This window comes from Flavobacteriales bacterium (assembly GCA_016713875.1).
Classification (GTDB): domain Bacteria; phylum Bacteroidota; class Bacteroidia; order Flavobacteriales_F; family PHOS-HE28; genus PHOS-HE28.
The window spans coordinates 2,859,119-2,881,724 of the sequence record JADJOI010000003.1; the positions used below are offsets into that span (position 1 = coordinate 2,859,119).

Genomic DNA, 22,606 nt, shown 5'->3' on the forward strand with positions numbered 1-22,606 from the left:
GGGTCAAAGCAAGCCCCGGGGGCAGGGGGTGCGTGAGCCCCGGCGAGCAGGTGGCGGGGGTCGGGGCGTAAGTGGCGGGTAGGGGTGGCGCAGCGGGCGAGCGGTCCGCACGGCACAGCTGTCCTGAGCGGGGCGCGCGTTCAGCCTTCGCCCGGGTCGCCGATGCGCAGGCGCGCCTTCAAGGCATCGCGGTGCGTGCGCCCCACGGGCACGCGGTGGGGCCCCACCAGCACCTGTCCGTCGTGCAGCGCGGTCACGCGATCGATGTTCACCAGGTAGGACCGGTGCACGCGGGCGAAGGTCTGCGGGCCCAGTCGCTCGAGCATGTGGGCCAGGGTGGCCACGAGCACATGCCGGCGCTCGGCGGTATGCAGGATCACGTAGTTGTCATCGGCTTCGGCAAAGAGCACCTCGCCGACGGGAAGGCGCAACAGGCGGCCCTTGTCGCGCACGAAGAGGTCCGCGGCCCCGGTGTGGGCGTTCCGCGTAAGGGCCACGGCCAGTTGGGCGCGCACATCCTCCTCATCGAACGGCTTGCGGATGAAGCCCGCCGGTCGCGTCCGGCCCATGTGGGCGAGGGTCTCGGCGTCGGTGTGCGAGGTGACGTACAGGAAGGGGATGCCCCGTTGTTGCAGCCGTTCGGCCACCGCGAAGCCATCGGGGCCTTCGCCCAGGCGGATGTCCAGCATCACCAGATCGGGCGCGGCCGTGTTCAGCATGTGCAGGGCCTCGGCGGCATCGCGGGCGCGTCCGTTGACGGCATGCCCCAGTTCGCCGAGCATGCTGGCCAGGTCCTCGGCGATGAAGGGTTCGTCCTCCACGATCAACACGTGCAGCATGGGCTATCGGCTTCGGGACGGCAGGTGAAGGCGCAGCTGCACGGTGGTGCCCGGTCCGCTGCGCACGTGTTGTTCGGCCTTCAGCTTCTCGGCGAAGGTGCGCACGAGCACCAGTCCAGAGCCATCGCCGCCCGCAGGGAGGGGATCGGGCAGGCCCACACCGTTATCGGCGACGTAGAGGACCAGGGCGCCCTGCTCCTCATGCAAGCTCACGGTGATGCGACCGGGGCGCCCAGCGGGGAAGGCATGCTTGAGCGCATTGGTGATGAGCTCGTTGATGACCAGGCCGAGCGGGATGGCCGTGTCCACGTCGAGCCACAGGGGTTCCACGTCCAGGTGGAGCGTCACGCGGTGCTCCTCCACGGCATGGCTGCGTCGCAGGCCCTGCGCGAGGCGTTCCACGTAGGGCGCCATCTCGATGCCCTGCACCCCGTCGTGCTGGTAGAGGTCCTGGTGGATGAGGCTCATGCTGCGGATGCGATCGAGGCCGTCGCGCACGGCCATGCGGGCGGCGGGGTCCTTGATGGCACGGAGCTGCACGCGCAGCAGGCCGCTCACGATCTGCAGGTTGTTCTTCACCCGGTGATGGATCTCGCGCACCAGGAGGCTCTTGGCGTGCAGGGCCTCCTCCACGATGCGCGTGCGGTCGGCCAGGGCGATCCGGTGGCGGCGTTCGCGGCGCAGCACGGACCACAGGGCCAGCACGATGACGGCCAGCAGCAGCACGGCGGCGGCGATGAGGATGAGCTGTGCGCGCTGGCGGGCGATCACGGCTCCGCGGTGCTCGAGCTCGGCCTTGGAGAGCGCATCGCTGGCGCGCCGTTCGAGGGCCAGGATGGCGGCGGCATCGGACCGCTCGTCCAACGTGTCCTTCCACTGGATGTGCTGACGGAGCTGGGCCAGCGCGCTGTCGGGTCGCCCGTGGGCGGCTTCCAGGTCGGCGAGCGCCTCATGCACCTTGGCGCGCTCCAGCACAAAGCCACCGGACGTGGCGAGCGATAGGGCCCGGCGCAGCAGGCTGTCGGCCTCGGCGTGCTGGCCATGTGCGAGGGACCATCGGCCCGAGCGGAGCAGCAGGCGGATGAGGATCAGGGGTGCGGGAGTGCGTGCCGAGGCGGTGTCGGCGGAACGAAAGAGATCCACGGCTTGTTCGGTGCGGCCGGACCGGAGGATCGCGCCGGCCTCGTCGAGCCTGACCTCGCGGGCATGGTGGGCCATGCCGTAGCGTTCGAGGGCCGCGGCCGATCGCTGGTAGTAGAGCGCGGCGCTGTCGTGCCGTCCCATCACCTGGAGGACCTGGGCCAGCTCCCCCTCCACCCGGGCGGCCCATTCGCGCTCACCACCCTGCTCCAGATCGGCAAGGGCGCGTTCGAACGCGGAACGCGCCTCGCTCCAGTGCCGGGCATCGGCCAGGATGCCGGCGATGTTGGCCTGCACCATGCCGGCCTCCCCGACAAGGCCTTCGGCGCGGTATGCGGCCAGCGAGCGCTGGAAGTGCGGCAGCGCCTGCAGTCCGTTCCCGCGCACATAGAGCGCCTGGCCGAGCATGGCCTGCGCCTGAGCGCGCTGCCGTGCGGAACCAACGGCTTCGGCAAGTGCGGCGAAGGCCTCGGCGTGCGCGGAGGCCCGGGCGGGCGTGTGGAACACCTCGGCGTGGAAGAGCGCGCGCAGGACGGGCAGCCGCGAACTGTCCTGCGGAAGGCCGACGAGCACACGCTCCAGGCTGTCCACCTGCGCGGAAAGCGAGGTGGCCAGCACCAGGGCGACCAACAGCGGACGGAAGCGCCCTCCTGTGCGGATGGCCCGCCACATCCCGGGCATCTACGGCAGCTGTTCGGTGCGGGTGCCGGTGGGCAGCGGCGGCCCGATGGTCGTCAGGATCGGGTCGCGGTCATTGCCCGCTCCGGTGTATTTGACCACCCCGTCCATGGTGCCGTCCTCGGACCAGTACCCGCTGACGGTGGCGGTGGGCACGATGCCGCCGATGCGTACCAGGATGGCATCGCGGTCATTGGCACCGCCGGTGTACTTCACCGTGTTGTCGAAGCGGGTGTTGTTGGGCCAGAGCACCGCGGTGCCGTTCACGTCGTTCCGCGCATCGGTGCCGAACACGGGGGTGCCCGGCAGCGTGAGGTCGATGGTGAGCGGTGTGTTGCCCAGGACCACCGGTGCCGCGGTCATCACGCCCAAGTGGTTGCGGTGGCGGAGCGCCACATGGTAGTTGCCCGGGAAGCGACAGAAGCCGACAGGCGCCACGCCGTCCACCCCCACCACATCGCCATCGCGCTGCAACAGAGCGGCCCTGCTGGCGAGCACCTGGGTGGGGTCCACCGCATCGCGCAGCTCCACCAGCACCCAGTCCACGATGGCGCTGGAGAGCGTCCAGCCCAGCACCAGCGGGGTGGTGACGGCGGGCTGCTCGAGGGTGAAGCCCATGGCCGTGTAGGGTTCGCTCAGCGGGAGAAGGCCCAGCACACGGAGCTGGTCGGACATGGGCAGGAAGTCGGCGGGGGTGTGCACCGCGCCGAGGATGGCCTTGAGGCGGACGAAGACGCCTGCGCAGTCGGGCTTCTCGAACTGGGCGGTGAACGCATCGGTGGACCCCGCCGACACGAGCAGCAGGGTGTTGGCCCCCGGATCCGCATCGAAGGTGCCCAGGAAGATGCCGGTGACGTGGATGCGGCCATCGGTGCCGACGGCCACGCCGCGGCCGACGTCATTCTGCGCGCCGCCCAGGTTGAACCCTTGGAGGAAGTTCCCTGCGGCGGAATAGCTGGCCACGAACACGTCGCCGGCCCCGTTGGAGGCGATGGTGGTCACCCCCGGGCCGGGGTCCAGGTCGAGCGGGTTCCCGGTGGTGTTGCCGAAGGTGCCGGTGACATGGACGGCCCCCTGCGCGTCCACGTCCACGTCGAAGCCTTCGTTGAGGAAGCTCTTGAGCATGAAGGCCCAGGCGAAGGTGCCGTCACCGTTCAGCTTGGCCACGAAGGCGGGTTCGCTGAAGTCGCCGGCGAGGGGGAAGCTGCCGGCCCCGGGGTCGAAGTCGGTGCTGCTGCTGATCCGGCCGGTGAGCACGGGACCGCCGTCCGGGCCCACATCCACGGCCTGCGCGCGTTCGCTGCCCGTACCACTGTAGCTGCCGGCCCAGAGCACGGTGCCGCCGGAGGAGACCTTCATCACGAAGGCATCCTCGATGCCGGCGCTGGTGCGCGACAGGGTGCCCGGGCCGGGATCGAAGTCGACCGTGTTGCGGAACTCGCCGCACACGAACACATCATCCACGGCATCGGCGGCCACCCCGAAGGCCTGGTCGTTGCCGGTGCCGCCCACGGCGAAGCCCCAGACGAACTGGCCGGCCGGATCGAGCTTCAGCACGAAGGCGTCCTGCTGGCCGCTGCCACCGGCAGTGGCCACACCGGGCCCGGGGTCCAGGTCCCCGGTCGAGCCCAGCACGCCGCAGACCAGCACCCGGTCGCTGGCATCCACGCTGATGTCGTGGCCCACATCGTTGCCATTGCCCCCGATGAGGTGGCCCCAGAGGTAGGCGCCCTGCGGGTCCAGCTTCACGACGAACACGTCGAACGAGGTGTTGGCGCTGGTGCGCAGGTCCACGCCGGGTCCGGGGTCCAGGTCCACCGTTCCGCTGGCGCGGCCGGTGACGTACACCTCGCCCTGTGCGGTGGTCGCCACCCCGAAGGCCCAGTCGGCGCCGCCCGCCCCGATGGAGCCTCCCCAGAGGAAACCACCGGCACTGTCGAGGGCCTGCACGAACACGTCGTTGCTTCCGTTGCTGGCGACGTTGAAGGTGCCTGGACCGGGGTCGAGGTCCACCGTCAGGGTGAAGTAGCCCACGGTGATCACCATGCCGTTGAGGCCGGTGGCCACATCGTAGGCGAAGTCGGCCTGGGTGGAACCGAGGGCGTGGGCCCACATGGGGGCCTGACCATGGGCCTGGGCGGCGAACACGAGGCCCGTCGCCAGAAGGAGGTTGCGCAGGTGCATGGAAGCTGGTGGCTGAACGGCTCCGAACGTAGGCACAGCCCAGGCCGGCTCCAAGCCGATCGGGGCGAACGACCGATCCGTGAGGGCCACTGGCGAGCGAAGCATGCGGAGGAGCGGGCCGTGCGCGGGCCTGGACGTACTGTGTGCCATGGCCGATGGGACGCTCGACCCGTTGCAGCGGCCGATCCTCACTGGAGCAGGATACGCAGGGTGCTCCGTTCACCGTCCGCGTGCTCCACGAAGAGGGTGTAGCAACCCCGGTCCAGGCCGCCCAGCTGGTCGATCCCCGGCGACGATGAGCGATCCCGCACCATGCGGCCGGCGGCATCGAAAAGGGCGATGCGCGAACCCGTGGTGAGTCCGCTCACCTGCAGCTGGTCAGTGGCCGGATTCGGGTAAACGGAAAGTCCCTCAGCGGCCGGACCGCTCACCCCGGTGGTGAGGTCGACCACCACGGTCACGGTCAGGGTGAGCAGGCAACCGTTCGCGTCGGTGACGCCCACGGTGTAGGTGCCGCCGCTGGTGATGAGGATGGTCGGTGTGGTTTCGCCGGTGCTCCAATCGTAGGTGGCGAAGGACGCGTCCAGGCCAAGGGTGTAGGGCAGATCGGTGTCCAGGATGGTGATGGTCGGAAGCACCGCGTCGCCGGTATACGTGAACTCATCGGCGCCCATGTCGCAGACCGGATTACCCCGGGCGTCGCCATCGATGTCGCTGGCCACGACGAAGAAGTACGCGCCGGCAAGGTCGTTGGTGCAGCCATTGAGGTGGAGATCGGGTTGAAGCGGGAAGACAGGGTCGATGTCGGTATCTCCCGCTCCCAGGCCCGTCCCGTTCTGATGCGCGACGATGTCCGGATACTGGCTGCCGCCCACGCTGCTCAGGGTGGGGCCTGTGGTGAACAGGCAGTTGTGGTCCTCGGCGGCCATGTTGCCGGCCAGCGGAACGAAATAGGCGTAGCCCCCGGCGTTGTTCGCGAAGATGTTGTTGCGCACCTGGGCGTCCTGACCATCGGCAAAGGGGCTCACATGGTAGAAGGCATGGCTCTGGAAGGGGCTGCCGGCAGCCACCAGCACGCTGTTGTGCACGATCTTCATATCCCAGAGATTGTAGACCGCCATGCCCCACACATCGCCCGGCGCGCTGCAGTACACCATGTTGTTGCTGATCATGTTGCCGGTGGTGTTCTGCGTATTGCCCGCCTCGATGCCCGTGCAACCGCCGGTGGTGGCGATGGCCCGCACATCGTTTCGGCGGATCTGGCTGCCACCGTCGAAGAAGGTGGTGCGGATGCCCGTGAAGAAGTTGCCGTGCGAGGTGGTGATCCGGTTGTCCCCGATCTGACCGACCGCATTGTGGACGGTGATCCCCGTGGCATACTGGTCCTCGAACAGGTTATCGGTGATGATGAGGCCTTGCGAGCGGGCGCCGCCGGAACCTTCGAAGTCGAGCTCGATGGCCGCATAACCATTGCGGAAGATGTTGCCGCTGATCACAACGTCCTGCGGGTTGTCGATCGCGCCGAGCACGTTCTGGCCACAGTAGATGATGTTGCGCTCGAAGCCGCTGTTCTGGTCGGGCTCCGTGCTTCCCTCGAAGACGCACTGGGTGATGTTGATGATCTGGCATGCGCCGGAGAACAGGATCACGCGGGCGAACCAGGTGTTCAACGGCCTGAAGGTGAGCGCTTGGAGCACCACCCCGTCCGTATCCTCCAGCCTGAAGATGAAGTTGTCCGTGGATCCGAGCGCGTCGTGCTCCAGGATCACATCATCGGCGTCGTTGGTCTCGCTCCTGAAGGTGATGAAGCCCGGCGTGCCGCTGATGGCACCCAGGTCATACTGGCCGGTGTAGGTGCCGGGGCGGATGCTGAACGTGACATTGCCGGTGGCGCCCAGCGCGTTCAGGTCGTTCACGGCATCGGTCAGTGTCGCGTAGTCGGGATTGAGGCCGCCCACGGTGAGCGTGCCGGTGAGCTGGGCGCTCAGGTTCAGGGCCCATGCGGAGAGGAGCAGGGTGGAAAGGTGTTTCATGGCATCGAGGGTGTTCTGACGAGGCGATCATCCGCACCAGCAAGGTACCGAAGCCCACCGGATCGACCGATATGGCCGTGTTCCCATGCGGAGCCCGGCCGCACATGCTCCCCCACCACGCGGATGACCCGGTCCGAGAGGGTGTGAACGGGGTTCACGCAACGGACGTTCTCTGCGCGAACATCATCATTCTCCGTTGTTGGTGGGCCGCTGATGGGGTGAACGACCAAGGAGATCGTGTGAACGCCAGTGCCGTACGCCGGCCGGCACGTGCGCCTGGGGCGGATGGCCGATCTTCACCGCCATGGACAACATCTTCGACCGCGCCGTGTGCGAGGCGTACATCGCCCGGATCAACACCCTCGAAAAGGATACACGTCCGCAATGGGGCAGGATGAACGCCGCGCAGATGCTGGCGCACGTGAGCAGACCGTATGAGATGGTGTGCGACCCGAACCACTCCGCCACGCATAAGCGGCCCAATGGGTTCGTGCGCTTTCTGCTGAAGCGCTTTCTGAAACCGATCGTGGTGGGCCCGAAGCCCTATGCGAAGAACTCACGCACGGCCCCTTCGTTCGTGGTGGCGGACGAGCGCGTGTTGGAGACCGAGCGCAAGCGCCTCATCGGCTACATCGGCCAGGTGCAGGCGTGGGGAACAACGCACTTCGACGGCAAGGACAACCACAGCTTCGGGGTGATGACCGCGCAGGAGTGGAACAACCTCTTCGCGAAGCACCTGGAGCACCACCTGCGGCAGTTCGGGGTGTGATGACCAGGTTCGACCCGGAGGCCCACGCACAGGTCGGTGCGCAGCTTGCGGATCCGCTCGGCCAGGCGGTCACCACCGGGACGCATCGGGCCGATGCCGATGCCAGCGCACACGGAGCTCCTCCTTGTGGGTCTTTCCGACAGGCAGGACGAGCTCGCCCAGATGGGCCTCCCGTTCGCTCAATCCGGTGATCCGCCGCACATCCACCAGGTAGCGGCGGTGGATGCGGACGAAGGACGACGAGGGCAGGCGCTCCGCCATGCTGGTGAGGGAGCAGGCCATCACGTAGCGGCGCTCGGCGGTGTGAACGACCACGTAGTTGTTGTCGGCCTCCACATAGCGGATCTCCTGCACGGGCACCTTCACCCGGCGGCCCCTGTCGCGCACGAAGAGCACATCGGAGGCCTGGGATCCCTGTTGTTGGACTTCGCCGGGCGGAGTTCCCGCATCGCCCTGTGCGGCGTGGCGTGCGAGGGCGATCTCGATCTGGGTGCGCAGGTCGTCCTCGTCGAACGGCTTGATGATGAAGCCGGCAGGCCGGGTGGCCTTCACACGGTCGAGGGTGCGCTGGTCGGTGTGGCCGGTGATGAAGACGAAGGGCACCCGCTCCACCGTGTTGATGCGTTCGGCGATGTGGACGCCATCGCGCCCCTTGCCCAGGTTGATGTCCAGCAGCACCAGCTGGGGCCGATGGACGGCGACGGCGCGAAGCGCACCCACGGCATCGGGGCAGGTGGCCACCACGATGTGGCCCAGATCGGTCAACAACGCACCGAGGTCCGCGGCGATCACCGCATCATCCTCCACGATCACCAGGCGAACGGCGTCCATCAGGCACGAGCGAAGTTGCGTACGGCGAAGCGCACGGTGGTTCCCCCATCGCTGCGCACGGACCAATCAGCGCCCAGCGTCCCGGCGAAGGTGGCCAGGATGCCGGTGCCCGATAGGCACTGCGTATCGCCCGCACCGGTGCGGCCGCCGGCCTCGTACCCCACCCCGTTGTCGCGCACCTCCAGAACGAGCATGTCGCCCTGGTCGTGCAGCACGATGGCAAGCGTGCCGCCATGCGCGTGCCGCCCGGCGGTGGACGGGAAGGCGTGCTTGAGGGCGTTGGTGATGAGCTCGTTGAGGATGAGGCCCAGCGGCACGGCGCTGTCCACCTGCAAGCGCACGGGTCGCACATCCAGCGCCAGCGTGATGCGCTGGTCCATGGCATGGCTGCGGAGCAGTCCCCGGGCCAGCTTCCCGATGTAGGCGTCCATGTTCACACCGGTCAGGGCCGTATCACGATACAGATCCTGATGGACAAGGGCCAGGCTCTTGACGCGCATCATGGCCTCATGCAAGGCGGCGCGGGTGCCCTGATCGGACTCTTCGCGGGCCTGCAGCCGCAACAGGCTGCCCACGGTCTGCATGTTGTTCTTCACGCGGTGGTGCAGTTCGTGGAGCAGCAGCTCCTTCTCCTTGAGGGCGGCACCGATCACCGCGTTCCTGTCGGCCAGCTGATCGCTCGTGCGCTTCTTCAAGCGGTAGGCGCGCCAGGATAGAAGAGCGGCCAGGAGCAACAGCACCGCTGCGGCGGCGATGACGCGGATGAGCGTGGTGCGCCGGGCGAGCAGGGCCTGCTGATGGGCGAGGGCCACATCCTTGCGTTCGCTGTCGAAGCGCTCCTGCACCTCCACGATGGCCCGTGCACGTTCGGCGGAGAACAGGCTGTCCTTCCACTGGATATGCAGCCGCAGATAGGACAAGGCGCTGTCCGGTCCGCCGGCGCGTTCGTAGAGCCTGGAGAGGGCCAGCGACAGATCGGCGAGCTCCTGGCGGAACGCACTGCGGTCGGCGATCCGGAGCGCCTCCAGGAAGAGGGGACGCGCCTCCTCATCGCGCCCCATGCGGACCAGGGCACGGGCGCGACCGGACAGGATGCTGCACCGGGCGAAGTCATTCTCCGATGCGCCCAGCAGGGCGAGGGCATCGCGGTAGAACGCCTCCGCGAGCGAGTCGTGATGAAGGCCCTGGACGAGGCGGGCCTGTTCGAGGCGGGCCATGGCGGCATGCTCGCGGGCATCGATACCGGCGAGCACATCCGCAGCACGACCATAGAGGGCCTGCGCGCTGTCGGTCACCCCCATCCGTTCATACACCTCGGCCAACCCGAAGGCGGCACCCATCTCCCAGGTCACATCGCCCACCTCGCGATAGGCCGCCATCGAAGCGCGATAGGCCTCGATCGCCTTCTCCAGGCGGCCCTCGTCGGTGTACAGGCTGCCGATGTTCGATCGCGTGGCCGCCACCGAACGCCGGTTGCCCGACCGCTCGAACCGCTTCAGGGCTTCCTGGAAACAGGCCAGCGCCGGGGCATACGCGCCTTTCAGGTGATGGGCACGACCCATGAGGTTCAGCGCCCTGGCGCTTCGCCAGCCCGCACCGAGCTCCTCCGCGAGGTCGAACAACCGCTGTCCGTAGTGCAGCGCCGAGTCCGGCTCCTTGAAGAGGTAGGCGCTCGTCAGCCGGTCGAGGAGGACGAGCCGGATCGTGTCCACCGTCTGCCCGTTCAGCGCCGCACGCAGGCTGTCCACCTGGGCCCGGACCGGCCCACCGATCAGGAGAAGAAGGAGGATGAGCGATGCGCGCACGTGGCCAAGTTCGACAGGAGCGCCTTTCCGGAGCGGTCGGGCCGGTCACGGAAGCTGCTGTGCCCGGGTGGCCGTGGGTACAGCGCCGCCGATGGTGAGCAGGACGCGATCGCGGTCGTTGCCGGCCCCGGCGTACTTCACGGTGCCGTCCATGTTCACATCCTCAGGCCAGTAGCCGTTGAGGATCGCGGTGGGCACAAGCCCGCCGATGCGCACGAGGATGGGGTCGCGGTCGTTGTTGGTACCGGTGTACTTCACCACCCCGTCGTAGCGCACATTGCCCTGCCAGAGCAGCTCCGCACCGCCCACCGCATGCCGGGCGTCGGTCCCGAAGACCGCCGTGGTCCCCAGGCCGAGGTCGATGCTCAGGGGGGTGCCCGAGAGGACATGGTCCGCCGCGGTCATCACGCCCAGGTGGTTGCGGTGGCGCACGGCCACCTTGTAGGGCACATCATCCTGATCGCAGAACAACACCGGGGAGGTGCCGTCCACGTCGACCACATCACCGTCGCGTTGCAGCAGGGCCGACCGAGCGTCGACCACCGTGGCGGGCTGCACCGGATCGCGCAGCTCCACCAGCACCCAGTCCACGATCGCATCGGGGCCGGTGACGGCGAGCATGCCCGGAGCCGTGGTGAGCGCGCCGGAGGGAGCGTGGCCCATCGCCGTGTAGGGTTCCTGGAGCGGCAGGTGACCCAGGGCCCGCAGTGGGTCGGCCATCAGTCCGGTGCCGATGTCGTACGGGCCTTCGAGCAGCACCTTCAGGGCGAGCAGCCCCTGCCGGCATCCGGGCTGGGCGTACTTCGCAACGAACCCATGCTGGCCCGGTCCTGTGATGGTGGTGGTGCCGGTGCCGGGGTCCATGTCGACACTGGTGTTGAACTCACCCCCCACCACCACCTCGGCCGATGGCCCGACCGCGATGGCGCGTCCGTGATCGATGGAGCTTCCGCCGACGGCGAAGCCCCAGCGCAAGCTGCCCGTGGCGGTATAGCTGGCGGCGAAGACGTCGGTGCTGGCCACGGAGGTCAGCACCGTGCTGCCCGGACCGGGATCGATGTCCATCGGCGAACCCACGCGCCCGGTGACGTGCACATGGCCCGCTGGATCGACCGCCACATCGTCGCAGGTCTCCAGCGTGCTGCCGGTACCGGCCAGGTGCACGGCCCATTGGAACACGCCGCTGCCATCCAGCTTCACCAGCACACCGTCCATGGAACCCACCGGGGTGATCGTGACGGTGGCGGGCCCGGGGTCCACATCGATGTCCCCTTCGAGATCGCCGGTGATGTAGCAGGCGCCGCTGAGGTCCGTGGCGATCCGGTTGGCGCGGTCGACGAGGGCACCACCGATCCGGCCCGCCCAGTCCAGTGCCCCGCCGGAGGTGAGCTTCAGCACGAACATGTCCAGATCACCGGCGGAGGAGAGCGCAGCCGTGCCCGGGCCGGGGTCGAAGTCCACCGTCCCTTGGAACTGTCCGGTGACGAACACCGCTCCGGACGGATCGGTGGCGATGCCGTTCCCGGTGTCGGTGCCCGCTCCACCAAGGCCATGGGCCCACAGCAGGTTCCCCGAGGGATCGAGCTTCAGCACGAACACATCCTGGAAGCCGGTGGTCGCGGTGGTCTGCACGCCGGGACCCGGGTCCAGGTCCACCGTTCCGGAGAAGAAGCCGGTGACCAGCACGTTGCCGGCATCATCCACGGCCACGGCCCGGCCTTCGTCGGCGATGGTGCCCCCCAGCTGCCGGGCCCAGAGGAGGGTGCCGGTCGGTGCGTACTTCACCACGAACGCATCGGTGGACACACCGGCGGTGAGGGAGCTGACACCAGCACCCAGATCCACGTCCACGCTGCCGCGGAACAGACCGGTGACGATCACGTTATTGCTCGCATCGGTGGTCACGGACCGGGCCTCATCCACCGAGACGCTTCCGAAGGAACCACCCCAGAGGAAATCGCCCGCGGCGTCGACCTTGCGGATGAAGACATCCAGGTCGCTCACCGAGGAGACCGTGAAGACACCGGGACCGGGATCGAGGTCCATCGACAGGCTGAAGGTGCCCACGGTGAGCACGTGGCCGGCGTCATCCACGGCCACGCTGAAGGTGCGGTCCGCGGAATTGCCCCCGATGGCATGGGCCCACTCAAGGGTCTGGGCAGTGATCCTGACAGGACCGACGACTGCGACGGTGACGAGGAGGAGGCATGCTCTCATGGGCACAGGGTTGATCGGACCGGCAACCTAGCTCAACGGGGCCTACGGCCGATCGTCCTCCGGGCGAACGTCGGTGGGATCCGTGTGAACGGTCCGGCTCAGGACCAGGTGCCCAGCTGCTCCCCCGCCCGTGCCCGCTCCATGCGCTTCGGCGCTTTGCGGTGAGGGCTCAATCGCCAGTCCACACCGGTATGAAGCGGCCACCCATCCACACGTAGGTCACCGCCGACTTCTCGAAGTGGATCACGGACAACACGGGCTGCGCGGAATGGAACGGTGAAGGGATCTCCTCCGCATCGCTGCCCAGGTGGTCGATCTCCCCCGCCGGCCCGATCAGGAGACCGAAGTCGATGGTGTCCAACGCCGCTTCGCTGCCTTCGATCACCAGCACCGTATCCGCACCGCTGACCCGATCGACCCAGATGGCCTGCCTTCTTCCCGGACCGCTGCCCGGCTCCTCGACCACCACCGCCCTATCCACCGCACCATCACCGTCCAGGTCGGCCTCGCGCATGGCGAGCGTTCCCATGCTATCACGGTAGTTCGTCCACCAGTAAGCGGACCAGCGCGTGGTATCCGGCACCACCCACGGCGTGGGCGGCACGATGGTGGGAACCGTGATGGTCACGGTATCACGCGTTGCGCCAGCCAGCGTATCAGCGTCGGTCACAGTGTTCGTTGAACGGTCCGGTGCACCGCAGGCGGCCAGCACCACCGAGGTGGCGCACATCAGCTGCTTCACCATGTGCTGAGCTTTTCGCCGGCGAGCAAGTGCTCCACGCGCTTCATCACCTCCGGCGTGAGCAGGTCCTGCGCCTCCACCGCTTTCAGGTTCTCCTCCAGCTGCGCCACCTTGCTCGCCCCGAGCATCACCGTGCTGACGCGCGGGTTCTTCAGGCACCAGGCGATGGCGAACACCGGCAGCGAGAGCCCGAGCTCCTGCGCGATGCCCTTGAGCTCCTCCACCTTCTTCAGGCGGGCCTGGTTCAGTTCACGTTCCTTCAACCACTCGAGCCCGGCCATCCGCAACCGTGAGGAGGCGTCGCCTTCCAGCGTGTGCTTGCCACTGAGGATGCCGCTGGCCAGCGGACTCCAGATGGTAGTGCCCAGACCCACGGTGTCGTACAGGTCGGCGAACTCCTCCTCCACCTTGGCGCGGTGGAACAGGTTGTACTGCGGCTGCTCCATGGTGGGGCCGATCAGGTGGTGCGCCTGCGCGAAGGCGTGGGCCTCCTGGATCTCCGCGGCGCTCCACTCGCTGGTGCCCCAGTACATCACCTTGCCCTGCAGGATCAGCTGGTGCATCGTCCACACCGTTTCGCCGATGGGCGTGGCCGGATCGGGCCGGTGGCAGAAATAGAGGTCCAGATGATCGACCTGCAACCGCTTCAAGGCCGCATGGCAGGCCTCCACCACGTGCTTGCGGTGCAGGCCCACCTGCGTGGGCAGCTTGCCGCCGGCCCCGAAGAAGACCTTGCTGCTCACCGTCCACGTGTCGCGCGGCCATTCCATCTTCCGCAGGATGCGGCCCATCACGCGCTCGCTCTCGCCACGCGCATAGATCTCGGCGTTGTCGAAGAAGTTGATGCCCTTGTCGTAGGCGAGCTTCATCAGCGCCTCGGCGGTGTCGTCGGTGATCTGTTTACCGAAGGTGAGCCAGGAGCCCAGCGAGAGCTCGGAGAGTTGCAGGCCGGCGTGGCCGAGGCGGCGGTGGCGCATGGTGATCCCGTGGGGTTGGTGCAAAGATCGTCCACCGTGCCGTGGACCGGCAGTGGAAAACCCATGCCCCCGGAGCAAAGACCTAAGGCGGACCGAACACAGGCTTCACACACGCACTGCATCTTCGTCCGAACCAATGCGCGCTCCGACCTGTTCGTTCATCGGATCGCTCGAGCAGAGAGGTCGGTGTGTGCCGGGCCCGGGAGGGCAAAAGCGGTGACGGCACCGCAGGCGCATGCAGCGGAAGTGAACGACGAGGCCCCGGGGACGGGGCCTCGCCGCTTTGGCGGCTGCGGGGCGGCGTCCCATCTTCGCACCATGTCCAGCATCTCCAGCAACAAAGCCCCCGAGCCCGTCGGCCATTACCCCCATGCCCGCCGCGTGGGCGACCTGCTCTTCCTGAGCGGCGTGGGCCCGCGCGAACGCGGCACCAGGAAGATCCCCGGGGTTGAACTGAACGCCGATGGCACGATCACTTCGTACGACATCGAGACGCAGGTGCGCAGCGTGTTCCAGAACGTGCGCTGGATCCTCGAGGACAGCGGCAGCAGCTGGGAGAAGATCGTGGACGTGACGGTCTACCTCACCAACATGAAGGACGACTTCCCCACGTACAACCGGCTGTGGAAGGAGTACTTCGAGAAGGACCCTCCGTGCAGGACGACGTTGGAGATCAATTGCCTGCCCACGCCGATCGCCATTGAGCTGAAGGTGATCGCGACGGTGTGAAGACCTGGCTTTGAAGCATGATCACCGACCTGATCAACAAGGACCGACAGGGCTTCCTGGATCTGTGCAAACGCTGCCAGGTGGGCTCGCTCTATGCCTTCGGGTCGAGCACTCGGGACGATTTTCGGGACGACAGCGACGTGGACGTGCTGGTGGATGTGAAACCCTTGGATGACCTGGAGGCCGGCGGCGCTCTGCTCGACTTGTGGGACGGCCTTGAGGCCTTCTTTCAACGTCCGGTGGATCTGCTGACGCGGGGATCCCTCCGCAACCCCTACCTCATCGCGGAGATCGAACGGACCAAGATCCTCATCTACGATGGACGTAGCGAAGAAGTATTGGTCTGACGTGCTGTCCGCGATCGAGGAGATCGATGCGTTCACCGGAGACATCGATGGTATGAACGGCTATCACGCCGATCGGCGAACCAAATGGGCTGAGGAACGCGGCCTGGCCATCACCGGGGAGGCCATTCACCACTTGCGCAGACTTGGAGCGGAAGGTCTTCCCCCCGATGCGGACCGGATCGTGGCCATGCGGAACCGGCTGATCCACTCGTATGACAATGTGGATGACAAGATCGTGTGGCACGTGATCAAGGTGCATCTGCCGGCACTGAAAGCCGCAGCGGTAGGCAAATTGCAAGATCCGACCGTCGAATGAAGCGCAGGACGATCAACTGCCCGCCCACGCCGATCGCCATTGATCTGAAGGTGATCGCGACCATCTAGTACAAAGCATGGACCGCTCCGAGATCAACAACGAACTACAGCAACACCATCAGGCGTTCATTGCGCGCGTGTCCGGCCTACCCATGCACACGCGCGCGGCGTCGCGCAATGGCAAGTGGACCCCCGCTCAGCACCTTGAGCATATCCTCCGCGGGGTGCGTCCGGTCGCCCTCGCAGTACGCTTGCCGAGGTGGTTGCTGCGCTGGTGGTTCGGGAAGCCGAACCGGCCGCCCCGGGACTACGATGCGATCGTGGCGCGCTACACGGAGAAACTGGCTGCCGGGGGAAGAGCGTTCGGCGTCTTTGTTCCGCCTGCCGTCCCCGCGACCAAGGTGGAACGCATCGCCGGATCGCTACGGAAGACCGTGCATTCGCTGACCCGGTGCGTGGATGGCTGGTCCGAGCATGATCTGGATACCGTGCTGCTGCCCCATCCGCTGCTCGGCAAAGTGACGGTGCGTGAGATGCTCTACTTCACCATCTACCATGTGCGGCACCACCAGGCCTTGGTGGAGCGGGATACGGCCTGAGGCCATACGCGCCACTGAACGCGCGAGCGCACCGACGACCGGGCCCCTCAACGCCATCCGAAGAAGAGCATCAGCAGCAATACCCCGATCAGGTCCATCCACACGCCGGTCTTCACCATCTGGCGCATGGGGATGCGACCGGTCCCGAAGACGATGGTCTGCATGGGCGAGGCCACGGGCAGCATGAAGCCCAGGCTCGCGCCCAATGCGGCGGGCCACAGGATGCTCTGCGCATCCATACCCCAGCGCTCGGCCATGGCAGCGAGGATCGGCAATGTGAGGCTCGCCGTGGCCGTGTTGCTGCCCAGCTCGCTGAGCAGGCACACGATCAATGTGGTGGCACCGATCAACAGCATCATGGGCAGGGAGCCGAGGCCCGCCATGGCTTCGCCGATGATGTTGCTGAGGCCCGTGCTTTCAACGCCAGCTGCGAGCGCGAAGCCGCCGCCGATGAGCAGCAGCACGCCCCAGGGCACGCGCTGCTCGGCGAAGGTCCACGACATGAGCGATCGGCCTTCTTCATGTGTGGCATAGGCATCGTGCGGTCGCCGCATGCGCTTGCTCGCGGGCAGGAGGAAGAGCAGCACCGCTCCCATCACCGCAACAGCGGCATCGCTCACCTCCTTCAGCGCGGCAGCGCGATCGCGCCAACCGGTGAAGAGCACGTTGTCTCCTTGCCTCAGCGAATCGCCTGTCATCCAGAGCAAGGCCACCAAGGCGAACACGCTTCCAGCGAGCCACTCATCGCGCGAAGCCCGGCCCAGTGCCTTCAAGCGTTCGCGCACCGCATCGGCGCCGCCGAGCGAATCGCCCTTCAGCTTGAAGACGATGCGCGTGAGCAAAAGCCACGCGACCGCGAGGAAGATGATCGCAAGCGGAAGGCCCGTGGCCATCCATTGGCCAAAACCGACGCTGGCCTGGTCGGGATACAGCTGCTTCCACAGCGCGATGAAGACGAGGTTCGGCGGCGTTCCCACCGGTGTGGCCATACCACCCACCGTTGCGCCATAGGCCACACCGAGCAACAACGGCACCGTGAGGCGCTTGCGCGCATCGGAGGGTGCGTCCTCATCGTCGACCAGGCTCAATGCGATGGGCAGCATCACCAGTGTGGCCGCGGTGCTGTTGATCCACATGCTCAGCAGCGCGCAGGTCACCATCACGCCCAGCACGAGGCGCTCCGAGCTGCTGCCCACGCGGGCCATGATGCCCAGGGCGATACGCCGGTGCAGACCGCAGCGTTCGATGCCCAAGGCGATGATGAAGCCACCGAGGAAGAGGAAGATGATCTCCTTGCCGTAGTGCGCTGCGGTGCCGGGAACGGGATCGATGCCAAGCAGCGGGAAGAGGATGAGCGGCAGAATGGACGTGACCGGGATGGGCACCGCCTCGCTGATCCACCACAGGGCCATCCAGGCCACGAGGCCCGCCATGGCCGCGGGCTGACCGCCGAAAGACCGCATCAGGACAAAGACCAGCAGGGCCAGAGCGGGACCGGCAAGCAGGAGCAGGAAGCGGCGCATATGGGAGCGGCCGTCCCGGCGGGACGGCCGCTCCAAGGTATCATCCGCCCGCGATCGGGCGGTGTCTCCGCCGATGAGGATCGGCGGATCGTGCCGGGTGCGGTGTGGGTCGCTCCCGAAAGGCGAAGGCCCCGCTCCCGGGACCTTCGTGTTGTGGATCGCGTTCAGTTCCTCATGCCAGCGCCGCGCCAGCACTGCCGATCTCAGCCTTTTCCTCCAGTGCGCGCAGGCGCTCGCGCTTCTCCGCGCGCTTGTACTTCCACCGCGTGAGCAGCAGGTACATGCTGGGCACGATGGCCAGGGTGAGGAAGGTGGCGAAGGTGAGCCCGAAGATCACCGCCCAGCTCATGGGGCCCCAGAACACGGTGTTGTCGCCGCCAAGGCTGAACTGCGGATCGAGAGCGGTGAAGAGCGTGAAGAAGTTGATGTTGAAGCCGATGGCCAATGGGATGAGGCCCAGCACGGTGGTCACGGCAGTGAGGATCACCGGACGCAGACGGCGCGCACCGGCCTCCACCACCGCGCGGCGCAGCTCCTCGCGCGGCAGGCGGCCCTCTTCGGCGACGCCCAGCTCGGCCTTGCGGCGGCTGATGAGCAGGTTCATGAAGTCGATGAGCACGATGGCGTTGTTCACCACCACGCCCGCCAGGCTGATCAGGCCGATCATGGTCATCATGATGATGAAGTCCATGCGGAAGATGATGAGGCCCAGGAGCACGCCGATCAGCGAGAAGAGCACGCTGGTCATGATGATCGCCGGGTTGCTGGCGCTGTTGAACTGCAGCACGATGATGAGGAAGACCAGGAAGACGGCCATGAGCAGCGCGGTGCTGAGGAAGTTCATCTCCTTGGCCTGCTCCTCCATCTGACCGGCGAAGACGTAGGTGTAGCGCGGGTCCTTATCGTAGCCCGCCAGCCCGGCCTTGATCTGGTCCACCACCTCGGTGGGGTTGAAGCCCACGAGCAAGTTGCTCTGCACGCTCACCACGCGGTCCAGTTCCTGGCGCTTCACCGAGCTGAAGGTGCTGGTGCGGCCGGCGGTGGCCACGGCGCTGATAGGCACCTGGCGGATCTGGCCGTTGGTCTGGTCGCGGAAGGTGACGCGCATGTTCATGAGCGCATCGGCATCGTAGCGGTACTCGTCCTTCAGACGCAGCACCACGTCGTAATCGTCCTCGCCTTCCTTGTAGGTGCTCACCTCCTTGCCGTAGAGCGCGGTGCGGATGGCATCGCCGATGGCGTAGGTGCTCACGTTGAAGCGGCGCGCTTTGCTACGGTCCACTTCCAAGGGCATCTCGGGCTTGCCCTGCTCGATGTCGATCTTCAGCTCCTCCACGCCACGCACGCCAAGCTCATCGATGTGCTTCTTCAGGCGCGTGGCCTCAGCGATCATCTCCTCGATGCCGCCGCCGCGGATCTCGATGTTCACGGGCTTGCCCTGCGGCGGGCCGTCGGCGTTCTTCTCCACGGTCAGCACCGCGCCGGGCACCGGGTCGATGCCCTTGCGCAGCTCGTCCATCACGGCGGTGCTGCTGATGCCTTTGCGGTCGGCGAACTTCACGAAGCTCACCTGGATGCGCGCCTTGTGCGGCGTGGGCAACAGGCTGGGCCCTTGCGCGGGATCGCTGGTGCCCTCGCCCACCTGCGCGATCACGCTGCTGATGAGGAAGTTCTCCGCGCCGTCCTTGTACGCGGGCTTGTCGAGGATGGACAGCACCTGCTGCTCCACGATGCGCGCCACGCTGTCGGTCTTGGCGATATCGGTGCCGATGGGCTCCTCGATGTAGATGTTCACGTACTGCGGATCGCCGATGGGGAAGAACTCCACCTTGGGTGGGAACACGCCCATGAGCAGGAACGAGAAGATGAGCAGGCCGAAGGTGCCCAGCAGGTACCACAGCGGCTTGCGGCCGGTGAGGATGCGGTCGAGGCGGCGCTTGTACCACTCCTCGAACTTCGGCCAGGTGCGCTCCTGGAAGCGCTTGGTCTGCGGGAAGAGCCAGTAGAGGTTGAGCAGCACCATCAGGCCCGCCGCGAAGAGCAGATTGCCGATGGTGAACACGGCGGTGCTACCGCCGAAGTGGCCGGCCAGCGAGAGCACCAGGCCGGGCACCAGGAAGCGCAGGGCCAGGCGCCACGACCTGCGCGCAGTGGGCTCATGCTCCTTCACCTTCATGTACAATGCGGCCAGCACCGGATTGATGATGATGCCTACGAAGAGCGAGCTGCTCAGCACGATCATGAGCGTGATGGGCAGGAACTTCATGAACTCGCCCATGATGCCCGGCCAGAAGAGCAGCGGCAGGAACACGGCCACGGTGGTGGCGGTGCTGCCGATGATGGGCCAGGCCACCTCGCCGATGCCGGCCTTCGCGGCACGCGATGCCGAGTATCCCTCGCTCATGAGCCGGTAGGTGTTCTCGATCACCACGATGCCGTTGTCCACCAGCATGCCCAGCGCGAGCACCAGGCTGAAGAGCACCATCATGTTGAGGGTGACGCCATAGATGTTGAGCAGGAAGATGCTCAGCAGCATGCTCATCGGGATGGCGATGCCCACGAAGAGGGCGTTGCGCAGGCCGAGGAAGAAGAGCAGTACGCCCACCACCAGCACCACGCCGAAGATGATGGAGTTCTCCAGCTCGTCCACCTGCGTGCGGGTCTGGTCGCTCTGGTCGCCGGTGATGGTGATGGTGAGGTCGCTGGGGAAGCGCGTGGCCTTCATGTGCGCGAGCAAATGGTTCACGCTGTCGCTCACCACCAGCAGGTTCTCGCCGGCGCGCTTCAGCACGTCGAGCATCACCACGGGTTTGCCGAACTCGCGGGCGTAGCTCTTGGGCTCCTCGTAGGTGAAGTCCACATCGGCGATCTCGCCGATGCGCACGATGTCGAGCTTCTCCTGCTTCACGATGATGGAGCGCACCTGGTCCATGTCGGTGAACTGGCCATCGACGGTGACGGTGCGGCGCATGCCGTCGATCAGCACCTCGCCGCCGCTCACGCTCACGTTCTCGCTGCGGATGGCGTTGGCCACATCATCGAAGCTCACCTCGCGGCTCTCCATGGCGTGCAGGTCCAGGGCCACGCGCACCTCCTTCTTCGGCACGCCGCGGATATCCACCTTGCTCACACCGGGCTGGTCCTCGATGGCGTCCTCCAATTCCTCCGCCCATTCATTGAGCTGCTCCAGGCTGTAGTCGCCGCTGAGGTTGATGTACATCACCGGCACCAGCTCGCTGAAGTTCATCTCGAAGATGTTCGGCTCGGCGGGCAGGTCATTGGGGAAGTCGGGGTCGCCCATGGCCTTGTCCACGGCGTCCTTCACCTTGCGCAGCGCCTCGGTGGGCGTCACGTTGAAGTTGAACTTCACCTGGATGTTGCTGAAGCCCTGCACGCTGGTGCTGTTGATCTCATCGACGCCGCTGATGGACTTGATCTCCTTCTCCAGCGGGCGCGTGATGAGCTTCTCCATGTCATTGGGCGCGTTGCCGGGGTAGGCGGTGCCCACGTAGATCTCCGGCGTGATCACCTCCGGGAAGGCCTCGCGCGGCATGGCCAGGTAGGCCATGAGGCCGGTGAGGGCGATGAGCACGGTGACCACCAGCACGGTGACCTTGTTGTCCACCGCCCAGCTGCTCCAGCTGAACTCCTTGTCCTTGTGTGCCATGTTCTGCGTTTCCATGCGGAGGTGGGATCAGGCGCCTTTGCGCACGCTCACGCGCTGCTGGTCCACGATCAGGCGCGCGCCCTCGTCGATGAGGCGCTCGTTGCCCTGCAGGCCGCCGGTGCTGTCGCGGGCCACCATCACGTTGCCCTGATAGGTCATCAGCGGTTTCACGAAGCGCTTGTGCGCCACGCCGGTGCCGTTGTCCTCGTCGAGCACGAACACGTAGCTCTCGCCCTTGCTGTTCTCCATCACCATGCGGCTGGGCAGCACGATGGCGCCTTCCTGCGCCATGTCGCGGATGCTCACGCTGGCCAGCTGGTTCGGGCGCAGCCTCACGCCATCGGGCGCTTTCAGCGAGACCTTGAAGGTGCGGTTGTTCGGGTTCACGTACTGGCCCACATGCTCCACCGTGGCGGTGAAGGCATCGGCGGTGCCGCTCAGGCGAACGTTCACGGGATCACCGCTCTTCACGCTGTTCAGGTAGGCCTCGGCCACGTCGCACTCGATGCTCGCACGGCCCAGGGCCACCACGCGCGCCACGGGCATCATCGGGTTGGCCATGTCGCCCACGTTGGGGAAGATCTCATCCACCACGCCATCGAAGGGCGCCATGATCTGCGCGCTGTTCCACTGCTCGCGCAGCCCGGCGATGCTCGCGTCCAGCGCTTCCTTGTTGCTCCTGGCCTGCAGGTACTGGATCTCACTGCCGATCTTCTGTCCCCACAGCTTGCTCTGGCGCTCGTACACTTCGTTGGCGAGCTTCAGGTTCGCTTCGAGCTGGTCGATCTGCTTGCTCAGCGCGTCGGTGTCGATGTCCACGATGCGCTGGCCCTTGCGCACGTTCATGCCGGGCCTCACCAAGATGGCGCGCACCGTTCCGCCCAGGGTGGTGTGGAGCAGCGCGTTCTGATCGGCCTTCACGGTGCCGTGCACCTGCACTTCATGCGCGAATGCGCCGAGCGCGAGGTCGTGCACGGTGACGCTGGTAAGGGCGCGCTGCAGGCTGCTGTCATTCGCCACGAGCCAGGCCTGTGCCTCCTTGATCAGTTCGCCGGTGGCGGCATGGTTGGCCTTCAGGCTGTCGAGCTCCTGGTGTTTGCGGCCCACATCACCGGTGGCCGGGGCGGCGCCGCAGGCGGCGATCAGGGCCGCCAGGGTCATCAACACGATCGTCTGTTTCATGGGGGTCGGTGCCCGGTGGGGCGATGCGG

17 protein-coding genes are annotated in these 22,606 nt (G+C 66.6%); 5 read left to right on the forward strand and 12 right to left on the reverse strand.

The window, feature by feature from the left end:
* Positions 1-140: 140 nt before the first annotated feature.
* The 4 genes from IPJ87_13600 to IPJ87_13615 all read right to left on the reverse strand — a co-directional run bounded on the left by IPJ87_13600 (position 141) and on the right by IPJ87_13615 (position 6,874).
* A complete protein-coding gene (locus IPJ87_13600) occupies positions 141-839 on the reverse strand; it encodes a response regulator transcription factor (GenBank protein MBK7942885.1) in 699 nt (232 codons plus the stop codon).
* Between the two features lie 3 nt (positions 840-842).
* Positions 843-2,660 carry an ATP-binding protein gene (locus IPJ87_13605; GenBank protein ID MBK7942886.1) on the reverse strand — a complete coding sequence of 606 codons (1,818 nt, stop codon included), beginning with the start codon at positions 2,658-2,660 and terminating at the stop codon, positions 843-845.
* A complete protein-coding gene (locus IPJ87_13610) occupies positions 2,661-4,841 on the reverse strand; it encodes a hypothetical protein (protein ID MBK7942887.1) in 2,181 nt (726 codons plus the stop codon).
* Positions 4,842-5,029: 188 nt separating this feature from the next.
* Complete coding sequence (locus IPJ87_13615) at positions 5,030-6,874, reverse strand: hypothetical protein (protein ID MBK7942888.1); 1,845 nt, start codon at positions 6,872-6,874, stop codon at positions 5,030-5,032.
* A gap of 304 nt (positions 6,875-7,178) precedes the next feature.
* Between IPJ87_13615 and IPJ87_13620 the strand changes: the two genes are divergently transcribed.
* Complete coding sequence (locus tag IPJ87_13620; protein ID MBK7942889.1) at positions 7,179-7,643, forward strand: DUF1569 domain-containing protein; 465 nt, start codon at positions 7,179-7,181, stop codon at positions 7,641-7,643.
* A gap of 69 nt (positions 7,644-7,712) precedes the next feature.
* Here IPJ87_13620 and IPJ87_13625 read toward each other — a convergent pair whose 3' ends face one another.
* The 5 genes from IPJ87_13625 to IPJ87_13645 all read right to left on the reverse strand — a co-directional run bounded on the left by IPJ87_13625 (position 7,713) and on the right by IPJ87_13645 (position 14,215).
* Complete coding sequence (locus IPJ87_13625) at positions 7,713-8,474, reverse strand: LytTR family transcriptional regulator DNA-binding domain-containing protein (protein ID MBK7942890.1); 762 nt, start codon at positions 8,472-8,474, stop codon at positions 7,713-7,715.
* The gene (locus tag IPJ87_13630; protein ID MBK7942891.1) at positions 8,474-10,279 is read right to left on the reverse strand and encodes a tetratricopeptide repeat protein; all 1,806 of its coding nucleotides are present in this window, start codon (positions 10,277-10,279) and stop codon (positions 8,474-8,476) included. The genes IPJ87_13625 and IPJ87_13630 overlap by 1 nt, the downstream gene beginning before the upstream one ends.
* Positions 10,280-10,324: 45 nt before the next feature.
* The gene (locus tag IPJ87_13635) at positions 10,325-12,496 is read right to left on the reverse strand and encodes an SBBP repeat-containing protein (GenBank protein ID MBK7942892.1); all 2,172 of its coding nucleotides are present in this window, start codon (positions 12,494-12,496) and stop codon (positions 10,325-10,327) included.
* A 169-nt stretch (positions 12,497-12,665) separates the two neighbouring features.
* The gene (locus tag IPJ87_13640) at positions 12,666-13,241 is read right to left on the reverse strand and encodes a hypothetical protein (protein MBK7942893.1); all 576 of its coding nucleotides are present in this window, start codon (positions 13,239-13,241) and stop codon (positions 12,666-12,668) included.
* Positions 13,235-14,215 (reverse strand): aldo/keto reductase, encoded by a 981-nt coding sequence (locus tag IPJ87_13645; GenBank protein MBK7942894.1) that lies wholly within the window; start codon positions 14,213-14,215, stop codon positions 13,235-13,237. The genes IPJ87_13640 and IPJ87_13645 overlap by 7 nt, the downstream gene beginning before the upstream one ends.
* A gap of 318 nt (positions 14,216-14,533) precedes the next feature.
* On the opposite strand from IPJ87_13645, the gene IPJ87_13650 reads away from it, so the two are divergent.
* The 4 genes from IPJ87_13650 (at position 14,534) to IPJ87_13665 (ending at position 16,205) form a co-directional block, all read left to right on the forward strand.
* Positions 14,534-14,944, forward strand: coding sequence for a RidA family protein (locus IPJ87_13650; GenBank protein MBK7942895.1), 411 nt, complete (start codon positions 14,534-14,536; stop codon positions 14,942-14,944).
* Between the two features lie 17 nt (positions 14,945-14,961).
* Positions 14,962-15,291, forward strand: a complete 330-nt coding sequence (locus tag IPJ87_13655) for a nucleotidyltransferase domain-containing protein (protein ID MBK7942896.1) — start codon at positions 14,962-14,964, stop codon at positions 15,289-15,291.
* Positions 15,263-15,607: a DUF86 domain-containing protein gene (locus IPJ87_13660; GenBank protein ID MBK7942897.1), complete on the forward strand. Its 345-nt coding sequence runs from the start codon at positions 15,263-15,265 to the stop codon at positions 15,605-15,607. Before IPJ87_13655 ends, IPJ87_13660 begins: the two co-directional genes overlap by 29 nt.
* 76 nt (positions 15,608-15,683) lie before the next feature.
* Entirely contained in the window at positions 15,684-16,205 is a 522-nt protein-coding gene (locus IPJ87_13665; GenBank protein MBK7942898.1) for a DinB family protein, read from the forward strand.
* Between the two features lie 47 nt (positions 16,206-16,252).
* Here IPJ87_13665 and IPJ87_13670 read toward each other — a convergent pair whose 3' ends face one another.
* The 3 genes from IPJ87_13670 to IPJ87_13680 form a co-directional block, all read right to left on the reverse strand.
* Complete coding sequence (locus IPJ87_13670; GenBank protein MBK7942899.1) at positions 16,253-17,728, reverse strand: SLC13/DASS family transporter; 1,476 nt, start codon at positions 17,726-17,728, stop codon at positions 16,253-16,255.
* A 172-nt stretch (positions 17,729-17,900) separates the two neighbouring features.
* The gene (locus IPJ87_13675; protein MBK7942900.1) at positions 17,901-21,410 is read right to left on the reverse strand and encodes an efflux RND transporter permease subunit; all 3,510 of its coding nucleotides are present in this window, start codon (positions 21,408-21,410) and stop codon (positions 17,901-17,903) included.
* Between the two features lie 12 nt (positions 21,411-21,422).
* Positions 21,423-22,577 carry an efflux RND transporter periplasmic adaptor subunit gene (locus tag IPJ87_13680; GenBank protein MBK7942901.1) on the reverse strand — a complete coding sequence of 385 codons (1,155 nt, stop codon included), beginning with the start codon at positions 22,575-22,577 and terminating at the stop codon, positions 21,423-21,425.
* Between the last annotated feature and the right edge of the window lie 29 nt (positions 22,578-22,606).

Coding starts and splice junctions, on each gene's coding strand:
- IPJ87_13600 (MBK7942885.1), bottom strand. CDS start 839: ATGCTGCACGTGTTGATCGTGGAGGACGAACCCTTCATCGCCGAGGAC.
- IPJ87_13605 (MBK7942886.1), bottom strand. CDS start 2,660: ATGCCCGGGATGTGGCGGGCCATCCGCACAGGAGGGCGCTTCCGTCCG.
- IPJ87_13610 (MBK7942887.1), bottom strand. CDS start 4,841: ATGCACCTGCGCAACCTCCTTCTGGCGACGGGCCTCGTGTTCGCCGCC.
- IPJ87_13615 (MBK7942888.1), bottom strand. CDS start 6,874: ATGAAACACCTTTCCACCCTGCTCCTCTCCGCATGGGCCCTGAACCTG.
- IPJ87_13620 (MBK7942889.1), top strand. CDS start 7,179: ATGGACAACATCTTCGACCGCGCCGTGTGCGAGGCGTACATCGCCCGG.
- IPJ87_13625 (MBK7942890.1), bottom strand. CDS start 8,474: ATGGACGCCGTTCGCCTGGTGATCGTGGAGGATGATGCGGTGATCGCC.
- IPJ87_13635 (MBK7942892.1), bottom strand. CDS start 12,496: ATGAGAGCATGCCTCCTCCTCGTCACCGTCGCAGTCGTCGGTCCTGTC.
- IPJ87_13640 (MBK7942893.1), bottom strand. CDS start 13,241: ATGGTGAAGCAGCTGATGTGCGCCACCTCGGTGGTGCTGGCCGCCTGC.
- IPJ87_13645 (MBK7942894.1), bottom strand. CDS start 14,215: ATGCGCCACCGCCGCCTCGGCCACGCCGGCCTGCAACTCTCCGAGCTC.
- IPJ87_13650 (MBK7942895.1), top strand. CDS start 14,534: ATGTCCAGCATCTCCAGCAACAAAGCCCCCGAGCCCGTCGGCCATTAC.
- IPJ87_13655 (MBK7942896.1), top strand. CDS start 14,962: ATGATCACCGACCTGATCAACAAGGACCGACAGGGCTTCCTGGATCTG.
- IPJ87_13660 (MBK7942897.1), top strand. CDS start 15,263: ATGGACGTAGCGAAGAAGTATTGGTCTGACGTGCTGTCCGCGATCGAG.
- IPJ87_13665 (MBK7942898.1), top strand. CDS start 15,684: ATGGACCGCTCCGAGATCAACAACGAACTACAGCAACACCATCAGGCG.
- IPJ87_13670 (MBK7942899.1), bottom strand. CDS start 17,728: ATGCGCCGCTTCCTGCTCCTGCTTGCCGGTCCCGCTCTGGCCCTGCTG.
- IPJ87_13675 (MBK7942900.1), bottom strand. CDS start 21,410: ATGGAAACGCAGAACATGGCACACAAGGACAAGGAGTTCAGCTGGAGC.
- IPJ87_13680 (MBK7942901.1), bottom strand. CDS start 22,577: ATGAAACAGACGATCGTGTTGATGACCCTGGCGGCCCTGATCGCCGCC.